Source organism: Boseongicola sp. (genome assembly GCA_014075275.1).
Taxonomy (GTDB): Bacteria; Pseudomonadota; Alphaproteobacteria; order Rhodobacterales; family Rhodobacteraceae.
Genome location: CP046179.1, coordinates 1,454,994 through 1,472,549 on the forward strand (window position 1 = coordinate 1,454,994; position 17,556 = coordinate 1,472,549).

Sequence of the window (17,556 nt, forward strand, 5' to 3'; positions counted from 1 at the left end):
GTGACCAATTTTTCACAGATAGATTGGGGTCGATTTTTGGGTCAAAAATCGGGTGCCCAAAAGTGAAGCCGGTACGGCTGATAAGTGAAGCCTTGACCGTCGGCGTTTGGACATTGGCCAGCCGAGTTCTGGGGTTTGTCCGCGATATTCTGATTGCTGCTTGGCTTGGAACCGGACCTGTCGCTGAGGCCTTTCTGATCGCATTTTCTTTGCCGAACATGTTTCGAAGATTTTTCGCCGAAGGCGCATTTAACATGGCCTTCGTTCCGCTTTTTTCGAAGAAGCTGGAAGCGGGAGATGAGGCCGAAGACTTTGCACGCAACGCCTTTGCCTGGTTAGCCCTTGTTCTGATCGGATTGACCATTCTTGCCACCATTTTCATGCCGTGGCTTGTGCTGGCGATGGCAAGTGGATTTTTGGGCGATGCGCGGCTGGATATGGCTGTCACACTGGGACGGGTAATCTTTGTCTACATTCTGTTCATTTCGCTTGCAGCATTGGTGTCAGGGGTCTTGAACGCAAGCGGTCGCTTCAAAGCTGCGGCAGCCGCGCCTGTACTTCTTAACGTCATACTGATAGGTGCGCTGCTGTTCGCTGAAAGCGGCCTATTGCCGGTTAGCATAATCAACGCGCCTGGCGGTGAAGGTGTCCACGGCACATTCCTTGCTTTTGGGGTCGTCATTGCGGGGATCGGGCAGCTGGCGCTGGTATGGATCGCAGCCCGGACAGCTGGTTTCAATTTGATGCCGACAAGGCCCGTTCTGACGCCGGATATGAAAAGACTGGCCATCATTGCCGCACCGGCTGCACTGGCCGGTGGTGTCGTTCAGATAAACTTGTTGGTTGGTCGACAGGTTGCCAGTTTTTATGACGGAGCCATTGCCTGGCTTTCCTATGCAGACCGTCTGTATCAACTGCCGCTTGGTGTGGTCGGCATCGCCATCGGCATCGTCTTGTTGCCGGACCTGTCCCGTCGACTGCAAGCAGAAGATACAGAAGGCGGACAGGATGCCCTGAGTCGCGCAACGGAAATTTCGCTGGCGTTTTCGGTCCCGGCAACCGTGGCGCTGATTGTCATCCCTGCAACAATCATTGGCGCTCTTTTCGAGCGGGGCGCATTTGGTCCCGAAGACACCCAAGCTACAGCACTTGCGACAGCAATCTATGCGCTCGGTTTACCGGCCTTCATTCTTCAGAAAGTCATTCAACCGCTTTATTTCGCCCGCGAAGATACGCACCGACCTTTCAGGTTCGCCCTTGTTGCGATGGTGGTGAATGCGGGGTTGGCGATTGGACTGGCAACATGGTTAGAATACATCGCCGCAGCTGTCGCTGTGACCGTCGCAGGATGGACTATGTTGGCGCTGCTTTGGTGGGGCAGTAGGAGCATGGGTCAGGCAGCGGTGCTTGATGATCGCTGTCGCAACCGGATTTGGCGGATCATTCTCGCTTCGGTCGCTATGGGTGTGTTTCTATGGGGAGCAGACCTGTTTCTACATCCCTTTGCCGCGACCGGCGGGTTGGAAATTGCGGCTCTCTTTGGTCTGGTTATTTCGGGCATGGCTGTCTACGCGGCCTCTGGCCTGTTAATCGGAGCTTTCCAGCTGGATGAGTTGAAATCGGCTTTGCGGCGTCAACGCTGACGCATCTTGTTCAGCAACCGACTGAAGCCGCCCGGAACCAGAATAGGCGATATTGCGAACCCCATAAGAAATCCGGAAAACTCTGCGACCCAATCATTCCCGGCACCGAAAAGTAGGCCGAACAGCAACTGAATGGACATCAAAATGCCGATTAGCGAGAATGCCTGCCACTGGCTTTGACCTCGTGTTCCAAGGGTCACCCAAAGAATGAATGAATAGGCGCCAATAAGCCCGTAAACGCCGGGATATCCCCCAACTAATGGGCGACTGTCCCCAGTTAGACCTGCATAGATCAAAGCGCCGAATATCGAAGACGCGAAGAACACCACCAAGACGGTGATATTGCCCATGACTTCTCCGACCAACTTCCCCAGGGCCAAAAGAAATACGGCGACAAACACCGTGTGAGTGAAGCTGAGATGGACAAAGGGATAGGTGACAAAGCGCTTCAATTCTGATGTGAACCATTCCTGACGATCGACCATCTGCTCCAAAAGGGGTGCGAAGAATCCGAACTCGGTCCATGCCTCGAGCCGCCACCCGACGGCCCCCGGACCGCCAACAATGCCGCGCGTCCCCAAAGAAAACAGAACTTCGACCGCGAAGATCGCCAGCGCTAAAACCACAACCGAGGATGGAAGCGTATTGAATACCGGTTGCATCTGCGGGTTATTGTCGGACATTGCCTTGCCTTTCTTGACGGGCTTCAATGCACTCGGTAAGCCGCGTGGGCGCAAAAATCCACCTTTTCGAAAGGGATATACAATGACGAATGCGGCGTTCACCCCGCGTGTCTTCTCTGGGATCCAGCCGTCGGGCGGATTGACGCTCGGGAATTACCTTGGCGCCCTGAAAAAATTCGTCGATATGCAGGACTCTGGCAAATACAACGACTGCATCTACTGTCTGGTCGATCAGCATGCGATTACCGTTTGGCAGGATCCCGCAAAACTAAGAGACAACACACGCGAATTGGCCGCGTTTTTCATCGCTTGCGGCATAGACCCGGAGCGGTCGATTCTGTTCAACCAAAGTCAGGTTCCTGGACACGCACAGCTTGGGTGGGTTTTCAGCTGTGTAGCACGCATGGGTTGGATGGGTCGGATGACCCAGTGGAAGGACAAAGCCGGCAAGAACACCGAGAACGCGTCCCTGGGACTGTTTGGCTATCCCGCACTGATGGCGGCTGACATTCTTTTGTATCACGCCACCCATGTGCCTGTTGGCGACGACCAGAAACAGCATTTGGAACTGACGCGCGATATCGCCGCCAAGTTCAACCACGATTTTGGCGAAGACTTCTTTCCGATTGCGGAACCTGTCATCGAAGGGCCTGCAACACGAGTCATGAGCCTGCGTGATGGCACGAAGAAGATGTCAAAGTCTGATCCATCGGATATGAGTCGCATTAATATGAGCGACGATGCAGACGCGATTGCACAGAAACTCCGCAAAGCGCGCACGGACCCAGAGCCGTTGCCTGAAAACTACGAAGGCCTAAAGGACCGTCCGGAAGCGCGAAATCTGATCGACATTTTTGCGGCGATTTCCGAACGCACGACAGACGACGTGATGTCTGAAGTCCAAGGAATGCAGTGGGGCAAGTTCAAGCCTTTGCTTGCAGATTTGGCCGTCGAAAAGCTTTCGCCGATTTCTGGTGAGATGACCCGGTTATTGGCAGATCCGGCAGAAATTGACCGCATCTTGGGACGGGGTGCTGAGCGCGCAAATGCTATTGCGGCCCCAATATTGGACAAGACATACGAAATCGTCGGAATGATCTCGTCACGCAGATAAATTGGATCAAAGCGGCAATTCTGTTGTTGCTTTGACCTCTTTCAAAACAAAACTTGATTGTACTGATCGCACCCAAGGGCTTCTAAGCAAGAACCTTGTCTGAAAGTTTTCATAGGCTTCGACGTCGGCCGCCCGAATTTTCAATACATAGTCTGATGCGCCTGAGATCTTGTGACACTCCAGAATTTCGCTGTGCGTTCCGACCAGTCGGGCGAACGCGTCGACGGCTTCTTCCGAGTGATCTTCCAGTGTGACATTGGCAAAGACGCATAACTTGACGTCGACTTTCGCGGGATCCACCAGAGTAACCCTGCCGCGTATGACGCCCGCGGCCTCAAGATCATTCATTTTGCGCCAAAGCGTAGATTGCGCCATGGAAAGTTTGTCGGCAAGCGCAGAGAGCGAATGAGTGGCATCTCGCTGGATTTCCCGCAAAATAGCTCTGTCTTGAGTGGAAATTTTCATTTTCAGCGCCAAGTTGGGATTTACTGCCATTAATCTATTCAAGAACAGCCAATTCAGCAAGAATTCCCTGAGTATCGGGCCAAACTCTCATGTAAGAGAGGTATTTGTGATGAAATCCACCAACTACACGTCGAAAGAACCCGGTCCAGATGGGCTGTTTCACTATGACGCTGGCGAAACAGCAATTTGGGGCGAAATGTTCGACCGCCAGATGCAGACGCTAGAAGGGTTTGCCTGTCGCAGCTACTTGGAAGGGCAATCCAAACTTGCTTTCGCACCAGATCAAATTCCACAGGTTCGTGACCTGGACATGAAACTCAACTCACTCACCGGCGCGGGAGTTAAACCGGTTGCAGCCCTTATCTCGCAATCAGAGTTTTCAAACCTTTTGAAGAACCGCCGCTTTCCCGTCGCCACTTTCATCCGGCGTCGTGAAGACATCGACTATATCGAAGAGCCTGACATTTTTCACGAGGTCTTCGGGCACTGCCCGATGCTTACAAACGCTGATTTTTGCACATTTATGGAACGGTTTGGTGCGCTGGCCCTGAGCCTTCCAAAGAACCAGATCAAGCATCTCTATCGCTTGTGGTGGTTTACAGTGGAATTCGGAATGATTCATGAAGACGGCGAACGCAAGGCGTTTGGCGCTGGCATCATGTCATCGCCATCAGAAGCGGCTCATGCTGCTGGAAGGGACGCGAACGTGCTTCCGTTTGATCTGCTAACGATCTTTCGCACGCCTTATCGCATAGACATCCTGCAACCCGTTTACTTTGCAATTGAAGGTTTCGACGAACTGGTATCCGCCATTGATGAAGATATTGATTCATTGATCAGCCAAGCAATGGCCATGGGTGATCTTCCGCCGCAGTTTGAAGTGGCAGCTTGAATTGAGCACTTCGCATCCGGGCCGTTTGCCATTGATAAGCCCGACATGACATCCAACGGACGCCTTCCACAGGACTGAGAGCTATGCCATCAGTTGCTCAAGCTCTTCTTCGGCTGAAGGTGACCATTCACCTTCGGTAACTTGCCATATGGCGTTTACGATGCGCCAGCCGTAGTCTCCGAAGTTTGCAAGGTGCAGGAGATCCTCGAAATAAGGGCATGTTGTTCGAGCCGCCGCTATATCTCTGAAAACATAAAGAACTTCGACATCCACTTTAACATTATTTTCTTTCATGATGCCCAACTCTGTTAGACGGACCATCCGAAATGCATTGTTGTTGGGTTGGCATACCATCACCTTTCCCGACTTAGGATCGGTACTTATCGAACACTTGCGAAGATCAGGACTGAGCGCACGTCGCATACGGGAGGCATTACCTTCAAACCAGCCCTCGATGTAATCCAAGGCAACAGCATGGATTTCGTCATGTTCAGTGGTCATCGACGTTGCTCCTTTTCGTTCAGAGAAGTTCCGAAAGCATTTCGGCCGCAGAACGTGCGCCTCCGGATGCGACAGGTAGAGGGATGCGAGGGGCCTTTAGCTCTTCAACCATCGCTGTCGCAATCCTGTCGGGATCGCTTTCAGCATAAATCATTTTCCTGCCGGCATTGTAACGCTCAAGCCTGCTGGCAACGTGGAAGTTTTGCTCGAAGTGATTGCGCAGAGGGAAATACAGAAACGGAGTTCCGGCGGCGGTAAGCTCCATACAGGTGGTCAATCCTCCTTGGACCAATGCTAGGTCGCAAGCCGCGAGATGCCGGTCAAGATTGGGAACAAATGCGCGCATCTCGACACCTTCAGGGACGTCAAACATCGCTGGATCAAGGCGCGGTCCGGCCACGACGATCATGCGTAATTCAGGAATACGCGATTTGGCCGCCGGGTAGGCCGCAAGAATGCGCCGGATCAGAGTTGCCCCGACGCCAGAGCCACCTACGGAGACGATGCAGGTTTTTCGGCCATCGTTGTATCCAAATTCTGCCTGCAGGTCTTCGCGGCTGCCAAATTCTGACGGGTGTTGCCCGATGATGTAATCCGAAAATTCGTAGTGGTTTGGAATCCAATCGCGCATCTGCGGCAGGTCTTTGCCAAAACCCCTGTTGACGATGTCCTCTGGCGTGCCGACAAATATTGCGCGATCCCGTACGCCGGGCTGACTTTCGATGTGTTCAATCATCTCGGCGTTGTAATCAGTGGTCAGAAACGCCTCGTGCGCGCCATTCTCGGCGAACGGCACCCAGCCAACAAAGTCCGTCAGCCAAGCAATCTGCGCTTTTTTCATTTCGGGATGTTCGTGCCAGTAATGATCTACGTCCCAAGCCTCGTCTGCGATCACAAGGTCGTATTTTTCTTCTTCCAGAACCTCTTGAAAGACCATGAAATTCTTCATCAGAATCTCATCCATACTGCGGATGGCTTGGAAGGCATGAAGGTCGTGTTCGCCACATTCATCTTCTATATGCTCGCTTTCGTTTGCGAGCAATTTGTTGGCAGGATGGATGCTTTCCTGATTGGCATCGAGGAAGCGCGTCACCGGGTCTTGGGCCAGCCAATCCACTTTTAGATCGGGGTGCAGATTGCGCAGCTCTTTCGTAACGGCGAGGTCCCGGCGCGCATGCCCAAGGCCGATTGGTGAGGACAGGTAGAGAGCGCGCTTTGCAGGGCGAACCTTGCGGCGGACGGGTCTATGAGTGCCCAGGTGCTTGGCAAGAAAATCACGCATTGTGATGTTGAACCATGCCGGAAAACGGGCGTGAACGGCATGCCCGCCGCGTGGAACTATATGAAGCTCGCCGCCGGTAATATCGGCAATCATTTGCGAACCCACGACCGAAGTAATTGCATCATTCTCGGCGTGGACCACAAGACTGGGACATTGGACCTGACGATAAGTGTCTTCGGAAACGGCCAAATCCGCCTGGCGACCCGACTGGGTCATGATCAGCATTTCGGCATCGCCCTCGGTCGCCCAACGCACAGCATCTTCGTGTTGCTTGGTTGAATGAGGTTCGTTGTTGACCTGTCCCAAGAAAAAGTCCGTGTAATCAGCGTAGTCGCGGCGCCAGTAGCTGAACGTGTCTTTTTCCCAGCCCTGCGGGTCAGAGTGCTCTGCAGTGGCGTCGACACGGTCGTTCAGGGGCGGCGCCAAAGGAGTCCAAGCTCCGGTTGAAACTACAGCTTGCACGCGATCCGGATAGCGGGCCGCCGCTGCAAATGAAACTGCGCTGCTAAAGGAAAGGCCAACCAGCACGGCCTTTTCAGTGCCCGTTGCGTCCAACACTGCCACGACATCATCGACAATCGCCTCCAGAGAGTAACCTTCCGGTGTATAGGGACGGTCGCTTTTGCCATTGCCGCGGGGATCATAAGTTATGACTCGAAAGCGGTCGCTGAAATAAGGAACTTGGGCTTTCCAGACACGGGAGTGGATAATCGCCCAGGTGGGGACAAACACGATTGTCACATCCCCTTCGCCGTAGATGTCATAGTGAATGCCGGTTCCGTCGCGGTCGACTTTGCCGGAGGTATGAGGAAGTTTGGCGCGCATTTTCTGGCCTCGTTCTTTTTTAGGCGGTTTCGAGCATTTGAATAAGGGTACCTATTTGGCGGAAAGCCGATCGTATCGGGCGTTCGGACTCGTCAAAGCCAAGCAGGATTTGCGCTTCTGCACCCAGGTAGACAGATGATATCAGAGCAGCGATCTGGTGCTTGCCCAAGGTTGCGTCGTCCCCTTGCCGGCTGGCGATTTTTCCCGACAAATCAAGCAGTAGCTCGTGCCAGCCCCGCAGGCCATTGACGACGTTTTCACGAATGACCGGGTCGGACCAGCCAGCGGCAATGAGTTCCTGAAGGATACGAACGTATCCACTTTCAAGGTCGTCTTCCAGAAAGTCACAGGCCACATCCCATTGCTTGGCCAGCGATGTGTCCGGATCGTCAAAGGTGACCCGCTGACGGGTGAGAAGCTCGGCATTCATGTCTTCGAAGACGGCAAGCACCAACCCCTGCTTTGATCCAAAGTGATATTGGATTTGACTCATTTGTGTCCCGGCAACTTCGGCGACCTGGCGCGTAGACAAACCAGCGTAGCCACGTTCGGTCAGAACCTGCCGGGCGGCTTCGACCAGATGCCTTTTTGTTTCAGCGGCTTTTTCGGCGGTTACGCGGGCCATGAGGTCTCCTGTTTCGTCATTAATTAAATCGTTCGAACGAATTAATCAAGGCGAATTTTTTGGATTTCCGGAAGCTCGGTCGGAATTTCACTTTTCTGAGCTGGATTTGGGTCGCAAGAATCCGGGCGACATCGGCTTTACCACCCCTATTCTGCCAGATAGATATTGCCAGTCTGTTTCAGGAGCGCACGATGGCCAACGATCTATTCAACAGCTTCATGACCGGCCCGGATGAAAACGGCCGGTTCGGGGATTTTGGCGGGAGGTTCGTGTCTGAGACGCTGATGCCCCTGATCCTTGAGTTGGAAGCCGAGTATGAAAAGGCGAAAACTGATCGGAGCTTCTGGGACGAGATGGATTTCCTATGGAAGCATTACGTCGGCCGCCCCTCGCCGCTTTATCATGCTGAACGGCTGACCGATCATCTGGGTGGCGCCAAGGTTTATCTGAAACGCGACGAGCTGAACCACACGGGTGCCCATAAGATCAACAACGTTCTGGGTCAGATCATTCTGGCGCGGCGCATGGGGAAAACCCGGATAATCGCTGAAACCGGTGCAGGTCAGCATGGCGTCGCAACCGCGACCGTTTGTGCGAAATTTGGCCTGAAGTGCATTGTTTATATGGGCGCGCATGATGTTGAGCGTCAGGCCCCGAACGTATTTCGGATGAAATTGCTGGGCGCTGAAGTTGTGCCGGTGACGTCAGGGCGTGGGACCTTGAAGGACGCGATGAACGATGCGTTGCGCGATTGGGTGACGAATGTGCGGGATACTTTTTATTGCATTGGCACGGTGGCCGGGCCGCATCCTTATCCGGCCATGGTGCGGGATTTTCAGTCGATTATCGGCAATGAAGCCAAGGCGCAGATGCAAGAAGCCGAAGGGCGTTTGCCCGATACGATCATTGCCGCCATTGGTGGTGGATCGAATGCTATGGGGCTGTTCTTTCCGTTTCTGGACGACAAGGACGTGCATATTATTGGTGTCGAGGCAGGTGGTAAGGGCGTGAATGCGAAGATGGAGCATTGCGCATCTTTGACCGGTGGTCGGCCCGGCGTTCTTCACGGTAACCGGACGTATCTTTTGCAGGACCATGACGGCCAAATCCTTGAAGGATTTAGCATTTCTGCAGGTTTGGATTATCCTGGCATCGGGCCCGAACACAGTTGGTTGCATGAGATCGGTCGCGCCGAATATGTGTCGATCACGGATAAAGAGGCATTGGAAGCCTTCAAGCTGTGCTGCGAACTGGAAGGGATCATCCCGGCTTTGGAGCCGTCCCACGCCTTGGCACATGTCATGAAGATCGCCCCTGAATTACCGAGTGATCACATCATCTGCATGAACATGTGTGGGCGTGGCGATAAGGATATTTTCACCGTTGCCAAAGCACTGGGTGTGACCATGGAAGGCAGCGACTAGGGGTGTTTTATCCCAAAAATCGGCTGTCTGTATCGTGTCGGTATTACGTCGGTGCCTGCGAACGGTGACGCAGGATATCGTTAAGGATTGGGAAACGGATTTCCACACGAAATCCGGGACGCGCGGTGTCCGCGCGGGGCCTCCGGCGGGGATATTTTTGGGCCAATAATGACAAGCCAGGACACTCATGATCCAGACGACTGTTTGCTAAGATCATGTTTATCCGGTGATGGGGCATCTTTGGGATTGAGAGAGCGATGGGCAAACCGGGGGGTGATTCTGGGCACATTGGCCCCAATTATGGCAGAAACTCGCAACTTCACTGGTCTGGATGGCATTTCCAACGACAGCCTACCTGCCCAGAACGTTTTGTTTCCCAGGCCATCCCTTATTCCCATTTCGTTGATGAATCTTCATTCGTAAACTGAAGTTTAGGGTGTTTCCCCGGCGGTTTATGGTGCTGGACCTAATCCCAAGTCCAATATCCGAGGTGCGGCGAGCTGTGCTGTTTGTTCTGTGCAGGGCGCGATCAACCACTGATCGGCCAAAATTACCGGAGACTGACTATGAAAAAATTACTGACACTGACCGCCGCCGCGTCGCTCATGTCGAGCACCGCTTTGGCCGGGACCAACGCTTCGCAGGACGAAATTGTTGCAGCCGTTCAGGCCGAACTGGCAACGATTTATCAGGACGTCGACTTTTCGAAACTGACCATTCGCATTCGATCCAATGAAGTGGTCGTCGAAGGTGAAGGCCAGGCGCTGGAAATCGAGTATGTATTCGCATTGTCCGAAGAAGGCCTGGGCGCGGTCATCGACTTTGAAGAAGAGTTTGAAGACGAAGATGACGATCTGGATGATGACGACGAAGATGATAACGACGATGATGACGACGACGACGATGATCAGGACGATTCAGACGACGACAGCGATGACGACTAAACGCGCGATGCGCAATTGATTTTGTGAGGGAGGCGGGCCATTGATGATGTCAACGGCCCGCCCATGGTGACTTATGCTTAAGAAACTGATTGTAATCGGATGTCTATTCCTTGCCGCGCCGCCAGCGATGGCAGATGCCGCGGATGTTCGCGATCGGATCGTTGCAGAATTGCAAGCTGACGGATTTACCGAGATTCGAATTTCCCGAACCTTGTTGGGACGTTTACGTTTCGTGGCAACAAGTGAAGACGCGCGCCGCGAAATCGTGGTCAATCCGTCAACCGGGCTGATCCTTCGCGACTATCTGAGAATTCTGGGGGCGAGTGGGTCCTCGGGCGGATCGGGTAGCGGTTCGGGCACTGGCGGGTCTGGCTCAGGCAACGAAAGTGGCGGCGGGGGCGACGATGATGGTGATGATGACGATAGTGATGATAGTGATGACGATGACGACGATAGCCGCGACGATGACGAAACCGACGACTAAGGTTTGAAGACTTTTTTGATGTGAGCCGGGGGCCTCTGCTTGACGAACAAATACATTCTGAGCGCGGTGTTTGTGGTTCAGGTCCTTTCAGCAGTCTTTTTCATTTCCGAGATTTTGATCTCGGTTCTTGGGTTGCCGATTGCACCTTTCAGTTGGCAAGTTCACGAATTCATCGAGATCGGGGCAGCTTTTGGACTGGTGACGGGTGTTGTCATTGGCGCGCTGGCGTTGCGGTCATCGCGGGCGCAGGCCGCTAAGGCCGAGGAAGCCCTGCGGGTTGCGCAAAGCGCATTTCGGGACGTGTTGGAAGAACGATTTTTAGCCTGGGAGCTGACCCCAGCAGAGAGGGACGTGGCGCTATTTGCAATCAAGGGGTTCTCGACCCAGGATATGGCAGATCTGCGCGGCGTCTCTGAGGGCACGATCAAAGCTCAGACTGCCGCCATTTATCGAAAAGCCGGTGTTTCCGGTCGTCCGCAATTGCTAAGCCTGTTTATCGACGAATTGGTTGAAAACGAGGAAGGCTAATTGCCTTCGCTGGCGTGCTCCATAAGGATATCAAGGGGAACAATTTCCAGTGCATTGCGATGTGTGGAAGCCAAACGGATACGTGGGGCTGCACCCTCGTCGGCAGCTTGCAGAAAGCGGCTGGCGCAGAGACACCAGCAGTCACCTGCGTTAAGTCCGGGAAACTGAAACTCAGGGCGCGGTGTTGACAGGTCATTGCCAAGGTATTTCGAGAACGCCAGAAATTCGGCTGTCAGGACTACGCAAACAGTATGGCTGCCTTCATCTTCGTAACAGGTGTTGCAATGGCCGTCGCGAAAATATCCGGTCACCGGATCGGTTGAACACGGTTCTAATTTTTCACCGAGAACATTGATGGCGGGGTCTTTTTGCAAGGTGACTCCTGGGGCTGAGTGGCATGTAGCGTGAGGGGGTGACGTTTCAATGCAGCGCGTGTTGGGTGGTTTGATACCCTATACCAGCCAATTGACCCAACGGCCGTGAAAATCGACGCGTGCGACCAGTTGCTTTTTGCCACCGGGCCACGCGGCCAATGTGACGGCAGCGCCCTCGCCCCCGTCGCTTTCCATGGCGAGATGGGCGAGCGGATGATCTGAGCTGGCATCTTCAGCTGCCTTGGCGATGGCACTGTTGGCCAGATCTACAGTGGATTTCGGAAAATATTGCCAGGCGATGGTGTGGAAAATCAACCGAAGGGTTTTGGGCGGCGAGATTGGTAGTTTTTCAGCCAGCCACGCGCCTGCATCACCTTGATCAACAGAAGCCGGAAACCGCGCGGCAAGTTCAATCGCGGATTTGGTGCAATCAATTCGGTCGGGCTGGTCGGCCCAAAGATACGCCAACAGACGGTCTTGATCGTTCTTGGTGGCCGGGTTGAGAGGGTTCAGATCAACGCCTTGGCGGGATACGACCTTTGGCAGCTCGCCTTCCGGAACGGTGCCCTGCCAATCGGGTGTCAGTAAAACAGGTGACGAACTGGGACCAAGGGTGCCTGCGTCCGTCTTAAGGTAAAACTGGTCGGCCCGCAGGTTTAAACCGGCGCTGGCGCCAAGTTCATAAAGGGCGACAGGACGATCAAACTGTTCACGCAACATCGCCAGCGCGGGCAGGATTATGGCCGAACGGCGCACTTCATTCGTTTGAGGCGAGCTACGCAGCCAGGTTCGGATATGCTGGGAGTGTGCGGCCATGGTATCGGTTACCGCCGACCACAGAATGTCGTCGCTGGCGTGTGAGGGCGGATAGACATCGACGAGAGCTATTCCCCTTTGGCAGAGCGCGTGGAGCGCACCAGCAAGGCGAAGCGGCAGGCCGTCAGCGACTGGGGCCGGATCTCCGGGCCAACTCAACAAGTATTCGCCAAGGGGATCGTCCGGGCCGAGGCGTTCGGCGAAAAGCCTCATGAGGCGCGCCATGAAGGGGGATCCCATGTTAGCGCAGTGGACAGATTGCGCGTGAAAGGCGCCAGGCACGATCACCGGAAACGGTCGACCAGTTTTTGCAAAGCTGAGCGGTCGTCCAAATCGACTTCCGGCGTTGGCGATGTCGCTGGGGCTTTGGGATCAGCTTTGGGTTTTGGTTTTGTTGTGGACGAGCGCGGTGGGTTGACGCGCAAAGCGACAGCATTTTGAAAACGGCCAGTGTCACCACCAGCCAGGTGCGGTGCGCCATCGGCAATGCCGCGCAATGTGTCGTCCAGCCAGTCCTGATCTGCTTTGGAGAAATCCTTCAGCACATAATGCGGAACCGCGTCTTTGTGGCCGGGGTGACCGACACCAATGCGGACGCGACCATAGGCGTCTCCGATATGCTGATGCAGCGACCGCAACCCATTGTGACCGGCGTGTCCGCCACCAAACTTCACCTTCAATTTCGCTGGTGCCAAATCGATTTCATCATGAAAAACAATCACATCAGCCGCATCGAGTTTATAAAATCGCATCGCCTCGCCGACGGATTGCCCGGACAGATTCATGAAAGTTTCTGGCTTTAAAAGAACAACTTTGTCGCTGCCCATCCGACCTTCGGAGACTTGCCCCTGAAACTTGCCACGCCATGGGCCGAACCCGTGATCGGAGGCAATACTGTCAACCGCCATGAACCCGACGTTATGGCGATTGTTGGCGTATTTACCGCCGGGATTTCCAAGGCCGACAAAGAGTTTCATAATGGCCGCGACCCTATCTATCGGGTTTCATCGCTGCAAGCTCTGCCCGTAGTGCGCGCACCTCTTCCAGTATCGCGGCGGTGTCATGGTGCAACGCATCCCGCTGGTCTTGTGCGGCGTCGGCATGCTCTGTCTGCATGGCATCCACGATTACACCGATAAACAGGTTCAGGACGGCGAAGGCAGTTAGGATGATGAACGGCACAAACAGTGCCCATGACCAAGGAAACACCTCCATCACCGGGCGCACGATGCCCATGGACCAGCTTTCCAATGTCATGACCTGAAAGAGTGTGTAGGCCGACGCACCAAGTGTTCCGAACCATTCCGGGAATGCTGCGGCAAACAGTTTGGTGGATATTACAGAGAAGACGAAAAAGATCAGGCCCAGAAGGGCAACAATAGATCCCATGCCCGGCAGCGCGGCCAAAAGCCCCGAAACCACCCGACGCATTTGCGGAATGGTCGAAACCAGCCGCAATACCCGCAGGATGCGGAATGCCCGCAGCGCGGAGAGCGCGCCAGTTGTCGGGACCAGCGCAATGCCGACAATAATAAAATCGAAAATGCGCCATGGGTCGCGCCAAAAGCCGCGAAAATCAGCGAGCAAGCGCGCGATGATCTCGATGACGAAGATCGCCAGGATGGCTTTGTCGATGACGACGATCACACTGCCCGCTACTGCCATAGCACCCGGAAAGGTTTCCAACGCCAGAACAATGGCGTTTATCACAATCAAAACCATGATCGTGGGTTCAAACGCCCTGTGGGCCAGAAGTGCGTTCAAACGGTCGGTCACAATGTCCTCGAAATCAGCCAGGTGTCTGGCTGACTAGATGTGTGTCGATTGCCTTAAAACAAGGGGCTTAACGGCCAAATCCGCTGAATTCACGCCGCTGATCCGGCCCGAAACCCAACCAGCCGCGCGTAACCGCAGCCAGATGGTTTGTAATGCGCACTTTTTGGGTTTTGCCGTTAATCGCCGATGCCACAGCTGCATTGCCAACGAAGGCTTCAAGATCGGCTTGAATGCGTTCTTGTTGGGTCAGTGGCTGTCCAGTTGACGCGTCAATCACCTGAATGAGGTAAGTGATGTTGTGCACTGCTGCCGGTGCGCGGGCGACGGCCATGGGGGTTACGCCGTGAAATTCTTCAACCAGTGCAGTAATCGTAACCGGTCGCGTTCCTGACAATTCAGATGCGCCCTGTGTGATGCCTCTATCCACGATTGCGGCCACTTGCGCCTTGCGGTCACCGAAGGGATCGCCATGCCAGACGATATCGGCGTTTGGCGCGAATGTATTAGCGTTTGAAACCGACAGGCTTTCCGGCACAACGGCCACAACGTCAGCAAGTCGCCAGTTCTTGGTGACATCTGCCGGAAGGCCGTCGCCATAGTCCACTTCCCAATTGCCTGCGCAACCCGTCAAAACAAGCGCCATCAGGCCACTGACCAAAATGCGTGAAAGTCCCATAATCTGCCTCTGCTCTTTTTGGCGATCAATGCCGCCTTTGCGCGAAAGATTAGCCGGAAATGAAGGGAATGCGCACGAAAAGAGCAATGGTTAACGGGTTTGCCCGCAAGTGTTTCGGTAAAGCCTCAGACCCTTGCGTCCTTTGAAGAGTCCAGAACAACGTATGTCGCAATTGCGTTGACCTGCGGAAGCGATCCTAGAGTATCAGTGTGAAATACTTTGTAGGCGGGAAGGTCGGCTACTTCGACACGCAATATATATTCAACCGGTCCAGTGACGTTGTGGCACTCTACCACCTCGGGCGAGCGGTCCATGGCGCGTTCAAAACTCTCTTGCGCGGATTTAGTGTGGCTGTTCAACCCCACGGTGACCATAGCGACGAAGCCGACGCCAAGTTTAACGGGGTCGGTGACGACCCGATAGCCCGTGATGACGCCGCTGCGTTCAAGTTCCTGCACCCTGCGCAGGCAGGCCGAAGGTGATAGCCCCACACGGTCGGCCAGTTCCAAATTACTAAGTCGCGCATTGCGACCGAGCTCTTGCAATATTTTGCGGTTTATCTCGTCATTTTTCGCCATTAGTTGCTATATTGGACACTAAACACACAACTTCGCAATTTCAATCGGCACAATTCCCGATAATTGTTGCGTCATGTTGCAGTCGTTCGTCCTTCCCCTGGCCGGGTTCGCTTTCGTGATGTCGATCACTCCCGGCCCCAACAACCTGATGCTGATGGCCTCGGGGGCGAATTTTGGATTTCGTCGGACGGTGCCGCATATGTTGGGGGTCGGCTTCGGCTTCATCTTTCTGGCCTTTATGACGGGCATTGGCCTGGCGAAAGTATTCGAGGCCTTTCCATGGTTGCACAACGTCTTCACGGTTGTCTGCCTGATCTACATGCTGTGGTTGGCTTGGAGGATTGCCAATGCAGCCCCGCCTGAAAAAACCGCCGCAACCGGCACGCCAATGACGTTTCTGCAAGCAGTGGCCTTTCAATGGGTCAATCCAAAGGCGATCGCCATGGCACTGTCGGCAGTGACGATCTATGCGCCGGGCGACGCGGTGCTGGACGTGCTGGCAGTGGTATTAATCTTTGGGTCGATCAATCTGCCCAGCGTCAGTCTGTGGTGTGTGCTGGGATTGCAGATGCGCCGATTGCTGACCAATCAGACCCGGTTGGTCTGGTTCAATCGGTTCATGGCCTTTTTGCTGATCCTATCGATGTATCCTGTTCTGGCGTGATGTCAGATTTTGTGGCATGATCGTCTGTATTGAGAGCGCGGAATACGCGCCAATTGGGCAAGAGCAACAGGCACGACATGCGGCGACAGGTATCGTTCGGATTGGTTGGAGTCATAGTGGTGACAGCGTTTCTGTCGCTGCCGGCATTTTCTGCGCAGATTGAGAAGGCCTGTCTGTTGTCGGACCGTGGTGCCGGGAATCGCGCGTTATGCGGCTGCATTCAGGATGCCGCCAATATGACCCTTTCAGCCAAGGACCAGCGGTTGGCGGCGACTTTCTTTTCTGACCCCCACCGCGCCCAGCAGATACGGCAATCCGGCCGTCGCACTCACGAGCGGTTTTGGGAGCGTTATCAAAGTTTTGGCGAAACCGCCGAGGTGTTTTGCCGGGGGTGATCAGACAAATAGCTGATCAATCCTTTTGACGCCATTTCGATCAGGTCCAATGCGCCGTCGAAGTCTCGGGTATAATATGGGTCAGGAACGGCGATTTCGCGGGTTTCGGGTGCAAATTCCAGAAACAGGCTTAGGTCTGCGGTGCTGTCCGAGGGCTGGATGCTTTCAAGATTGGCGATGTTACTGGCATCCATCGCCAGGATCAGATCGAAGACGTAGAAATCGTTCGGCGTGACTTGTCGCGCCCGCAGGGGGGTCAGGTCATAACCGCGAAGAGCCGCGGCTTCGATTGCCGGGCCATAGGGTGGATCGCCGATGTGCCAATCCCCGATTCCGGCGCTGTCGATGCGCAATTCAGGTGCCATCTTGCGCAGAACTCCCTCGGCCGTTGGCGATCGGCAGATGTTTCCAAGGCAAACGAACAGGACACGGGTCACTGCAACACACCGATGCGGCGCATATGGCGTGCATAGAGCCAGACCATAACTGCCGTCACGACGATGGCGACAGAGAACCAAAGAGCTTCGGGGCCTGCAATGTCGCTCATTGTGACGTCTGACAGAAGGTAGTTGTGAACAAATGTCACTGCCATTGCGATCAGAGATATCCCAAAGGCGCTGCCAGCAAACCGGGACTTCAGCAGCAACAGGGCCGAGCCAGCGACCGATGACCAAACGGCAATAGCCCAGGCGGCAACCACCCAAACAGGGAAGCTGTTGAAGAACGCCATCTGCTCGGGCGTAAACTGGGACATGTAGGGTTCGTAGTTGATTTTCGTCATGACTTAATCAACTGCACCAACTGCGTTCCAAAGAAGGGTCCCGATGCCAATGACCCAAAGATGCCACGGGGTGCGCATGGGCGTTC

20 protein-coding genes and 2 pseudogenes are annotated in these 17,556 nt (G+C 54.4%); 9 read left to right on the top strand and 13 right to left on the bottom strand.

Annotation, left to right across the window (positions count from 1 at the left end):
• Window positions 1–62 precede the first annotated feature (62 nt).
• Window positions 63–1,643, top strand: coding sequence for a murein biosynthesis integral membrane protein MurJ (gene murJ / locus GKR98_07325; protein QMU58023.1), 1,581 nt, complete (start codon window positions 63–65; stop codon window positions 1,641–1,643).
• On the opposite strand, the gene GKR98_07330 is transcribed toward murJ, so the two are convergent.
• Window positions 1,634–2,326, bottom strand: coding sequence for a rhomboid family intramembrane serine protease (locus tag GKR98_07330; GenBank protein ID QMU58024.1), 693 nt, complete (start codon window positions 2,324–2,326; stop codon window positions 1,634–1,636). The genes murJ and GKR98_07330 overlap by 10 nt on opposite strands.
• 82 nt (window positions 2,327–2,408) lie before the next feature.
• Here GKR98_07330 and trpS point away from each other — a divergent pair, with 82 nt between their 5' ends.
• Entirely contained in the window at window positions 2,409–3,440 is a 1,032-nt protein-coding gene (gene trpS, locus GKR98_07335; protein ID QMU58025.1) for a tryptophan--tRNA ligase, read from the top strand.
• 6 nt (window positions 3,441–3,446) lie between these two features.
• Here the strand turns inward: trpS and GKR98_07340 are convergent, their stop codons facing one another.
• On the bottom strand, window positions 3,447–3,905 hold the full coding sequence (locus tag GKR98_07340; GenBank protein QMU58026.1) for a winged helix-turn-helix transcriptional regulator: 459 nt from the start codon (window positions 3,903–3,905) through the stop codon (window positions 3,447–3,449).
• A 106-nt stretch (window positions 3,906–4,011) separates the two neighbouring features.
• Between GKR98_07340 and GKR98_07345 the strand changes: the two genes are divergently transcribed.
• Window positions 4,012–4,797: a phenylalanine 4-monooxygenase gene (locus GKR98_07345; GenBank protein QMU58027.1), complete on the top strand. Its 786-nt coding sequence runs from the start codon at window positions 4,012–4,014 to the stop codon at window positions 4,795–4,797.
• An 81-nt stretch (window positions 4,798–4,878) separates the two neighbouring features.
• Here the strand turns inward: GKR98_07345 and GKR98_07350 are convergent, their stop codons facing one another.
• Genes GKR98_07350 through GKR98_07360 form a run of 3 tightly spaced genes read right to left on the bottom strand, consistent with a single transcriptional unit; the run spans window position 4,879 to window position 8,030 of the window.
• Window positions 4,879–5,298, bottom strand: a complete 420-nt coding sequence (locus GKR98_07350; GenBank protein QMU58028.1) for a hypothetical protein — start codon at window positions 5,296–5,298, stop codon at window positions 4,879–4,881.
• A gap of 19 nt (window positions 5,299–5,317) precedes the next feature.
• Entirely contained in the window at window positions 5,318–7,405 is a 2,088-nt protein-coding gene (locus GKR98_07355) for an alpha/beta fold hydrolase (protein ID QMU58029.1), read from the bottom strand.
• Window positions 7,406–7,424: 19 nt separating this feature from the next.
• Window positions 7,425–8,030, bottom strand: a complete 606-nt coding sequence (locus GKR98_07360) for a TetR family transcriptional regulator (GenBank protein QMU58030.1) — start codon at window positions 8,028–8,030, stop codon at window positions 7,425–7,427.
• Between the two features lie 191 nt (window positions 8,031–8,221).
• On the opposite strand from GKR98_07360, the gene trpB reads away from it, so the two are divergent.
• The 4 genes and pseudogenes from trpB to GKR98_07380 all read left to right on the top strand — a co-directional run bounded on the left by trpB (window position 8,222) and on the right by GKR98_07380 (window position 11,410).
• The gene (trpB, locus tag GKR98_07365) at window positions 8,222–9,454 is read left to right on the top strand and encodes a tryptophan synthase subunit beta (protein ID QMU58031.1); all 1,233 of its coding nucleotides are present in this window, start codon (window positions 8,222–8,224) and stop codon (window positions 9,452–9,454) included.
• Window positions 9,455–10,272: 818 nt separating this feature from the next.
• Window positions 10,273–10,398, top strand: a pseudogene (locus tag GKR98_07370) (AAA family ATPase).
• A 127-nt stretch (window positions 10,399–10,525) separates the two neighbouring features.
• A complete protein-coding gene (locus GKR98_07375) occupies window positions 10,526–10,882 on the top strand; it encodes a hypothetical protein (protein ID QMU60011.1) in 357 nt (118 codons plus the stop codon).
• Window positions 10,883–10,921: 39 nt separating this feature from the next.
• Window positions 10,922–11,410 carry a helix-turn-helix transcriptional regulator gene (locus GKR98_07380; protein ID QMU58032.1) on the top strand — a complete coding sequence of 163 codons (489 nt, stop codon included), beginning with the start codon at window positions 10,922–10,924 and terminating at the stop codon, window positions 11,408–11,410.
• Here GKR98_07380 and GKR98_07385 read toward each other — a convergent pair.
• From GKR98_07385 to GKR98_07410, 6 genes are all read right to left on the bottom strand, one after another.
• On the bottom strand, window positions 11,407–11,784 hold the full coding sequence (locus tag GKR98_07385) for a DUF2237 family protein (protein ID QMU58033.1): 378 nt from the start codon (window positions 11,782–11,784) through the stop codon (window positions 11,407–11,409). The two genes, GKR98_07380 and GKR98_07385, sit on opposite strands and share 4 nt — an antisense overlap.
• Window positions 11,785–11,862: 78 nt before the next feature.
• Entirely contained in the window at window positions 11,863–12,840 is a 978-nt protein-coding gene (locus GKR98_07390; protein QMU58034.1) for a DUF2332 family protein, read from the bottom strand.
• Between the two features lie 44 nt (window positions 12,841–12,884).
• Entirely contained in the window at window positions 12,885–13,577 is a 693-nt protein-coding gene (locus GKR98_07395) for an aminoacyl-tRNA hydrolase (protein QMU58035.1), read from the bottom strand.
• Window positions 13,578–13,590: 13 nt separating this feature from the next.
• Window positions 13,591–14,376 (bottom strand): ion transporter, encoded by a 786-nt coding sequence (locus tag GKR98_07400; GenBank protein ID QMU58036.1) that lies wholly within the window; start codon window positions 14,374–14,376, stop codon window positions 13,591–13,593.
• A 67-nt stretch (window positions 14,377–14,443) separates the two neighbouring features.
• Window positions 14,444–15,052, bottom strand: a complete 609-nt coding sequence (locus GKR98_07405; protein ID QMU58037.1) for a hypothetical protein — start codon at window positions 15,050–15,052, stop codon at window positions 14,444–14,446.
• A gap of 125 nt (window positions 15,053–15,177) precedes the next feature.
• On the bottom strand, window positions 15,178–15,630 hold the full coding sequence (locus GKR98_07410; protein QMU58038.1) for a winged helix-turn-helix transcriptional regulator: 453 nt from the start codon (window positions 15,628–15,630) through the stop codon (window positions 15,178–15,180).
• A gap of 73 nt (window positions 15,631–15,703) precedes the next feature.
• Here GKR98_07410 and GKR98_07415 point away from each other — a divergent pair, with 73 nt between their 5' ends.
• Both GKR98_07415 and GKR98_07420 read left to right on the top strand, forming a co-directional pair.
• Complete coding sequence (locus tag GKR98_07415) at window positions 15,704–16,294, top strand: LysE family translocator (GenBank protein ID QMU58039.1); 591 nt, start codon at window positions 15,704–15,706, stop codon at window positions 16,292–16,294.
• A 101-nt stretch (window positions 16,295–16,395) separates the two neighbouring features.
• Window positions 16,396–16,689, top strand: coding sequence for a hypothetical protein (locus GKR98_07420; protein QMU60012.1), 294 nt, complete (start codon window positions 16,396–16,398; stop codon window positions 16,687–16,689).
• Here the strand turns inward: GKR98_07420 and GKR98_07425 are convergent.
• Together GKR98_07425 and GKR98_07430 are read right to left on the bottom strand one after the other, a co-directional pair.
• On the bottom strand, window positions 16,647–17,126 hold the full coding sequence (locus GKR98_07425; GenBank protein ID QMU58040.1) for a low molecular weight phosphotyrosine protein phosphatase: 480 nt from the start codon (window positions 17,124–17,126) through the stop codon (window positions 16,647–16,649). The two genes, GKR98_07420 and GKR98_07425, sit on opposite strands and share 43 nt — an antisense overlap.
• Window positions 17,123–17,548 (bottom strand): annotated as a pseudogene (locus tag GKR98_07430) (hypothetical protein). Before GKR98_07430 ends, GKR98_07425 begins: the two are co-directional and overlap by 4 nt.
• Window positions 17,549–17,556 lie beyond the last annotated feature (8 nt).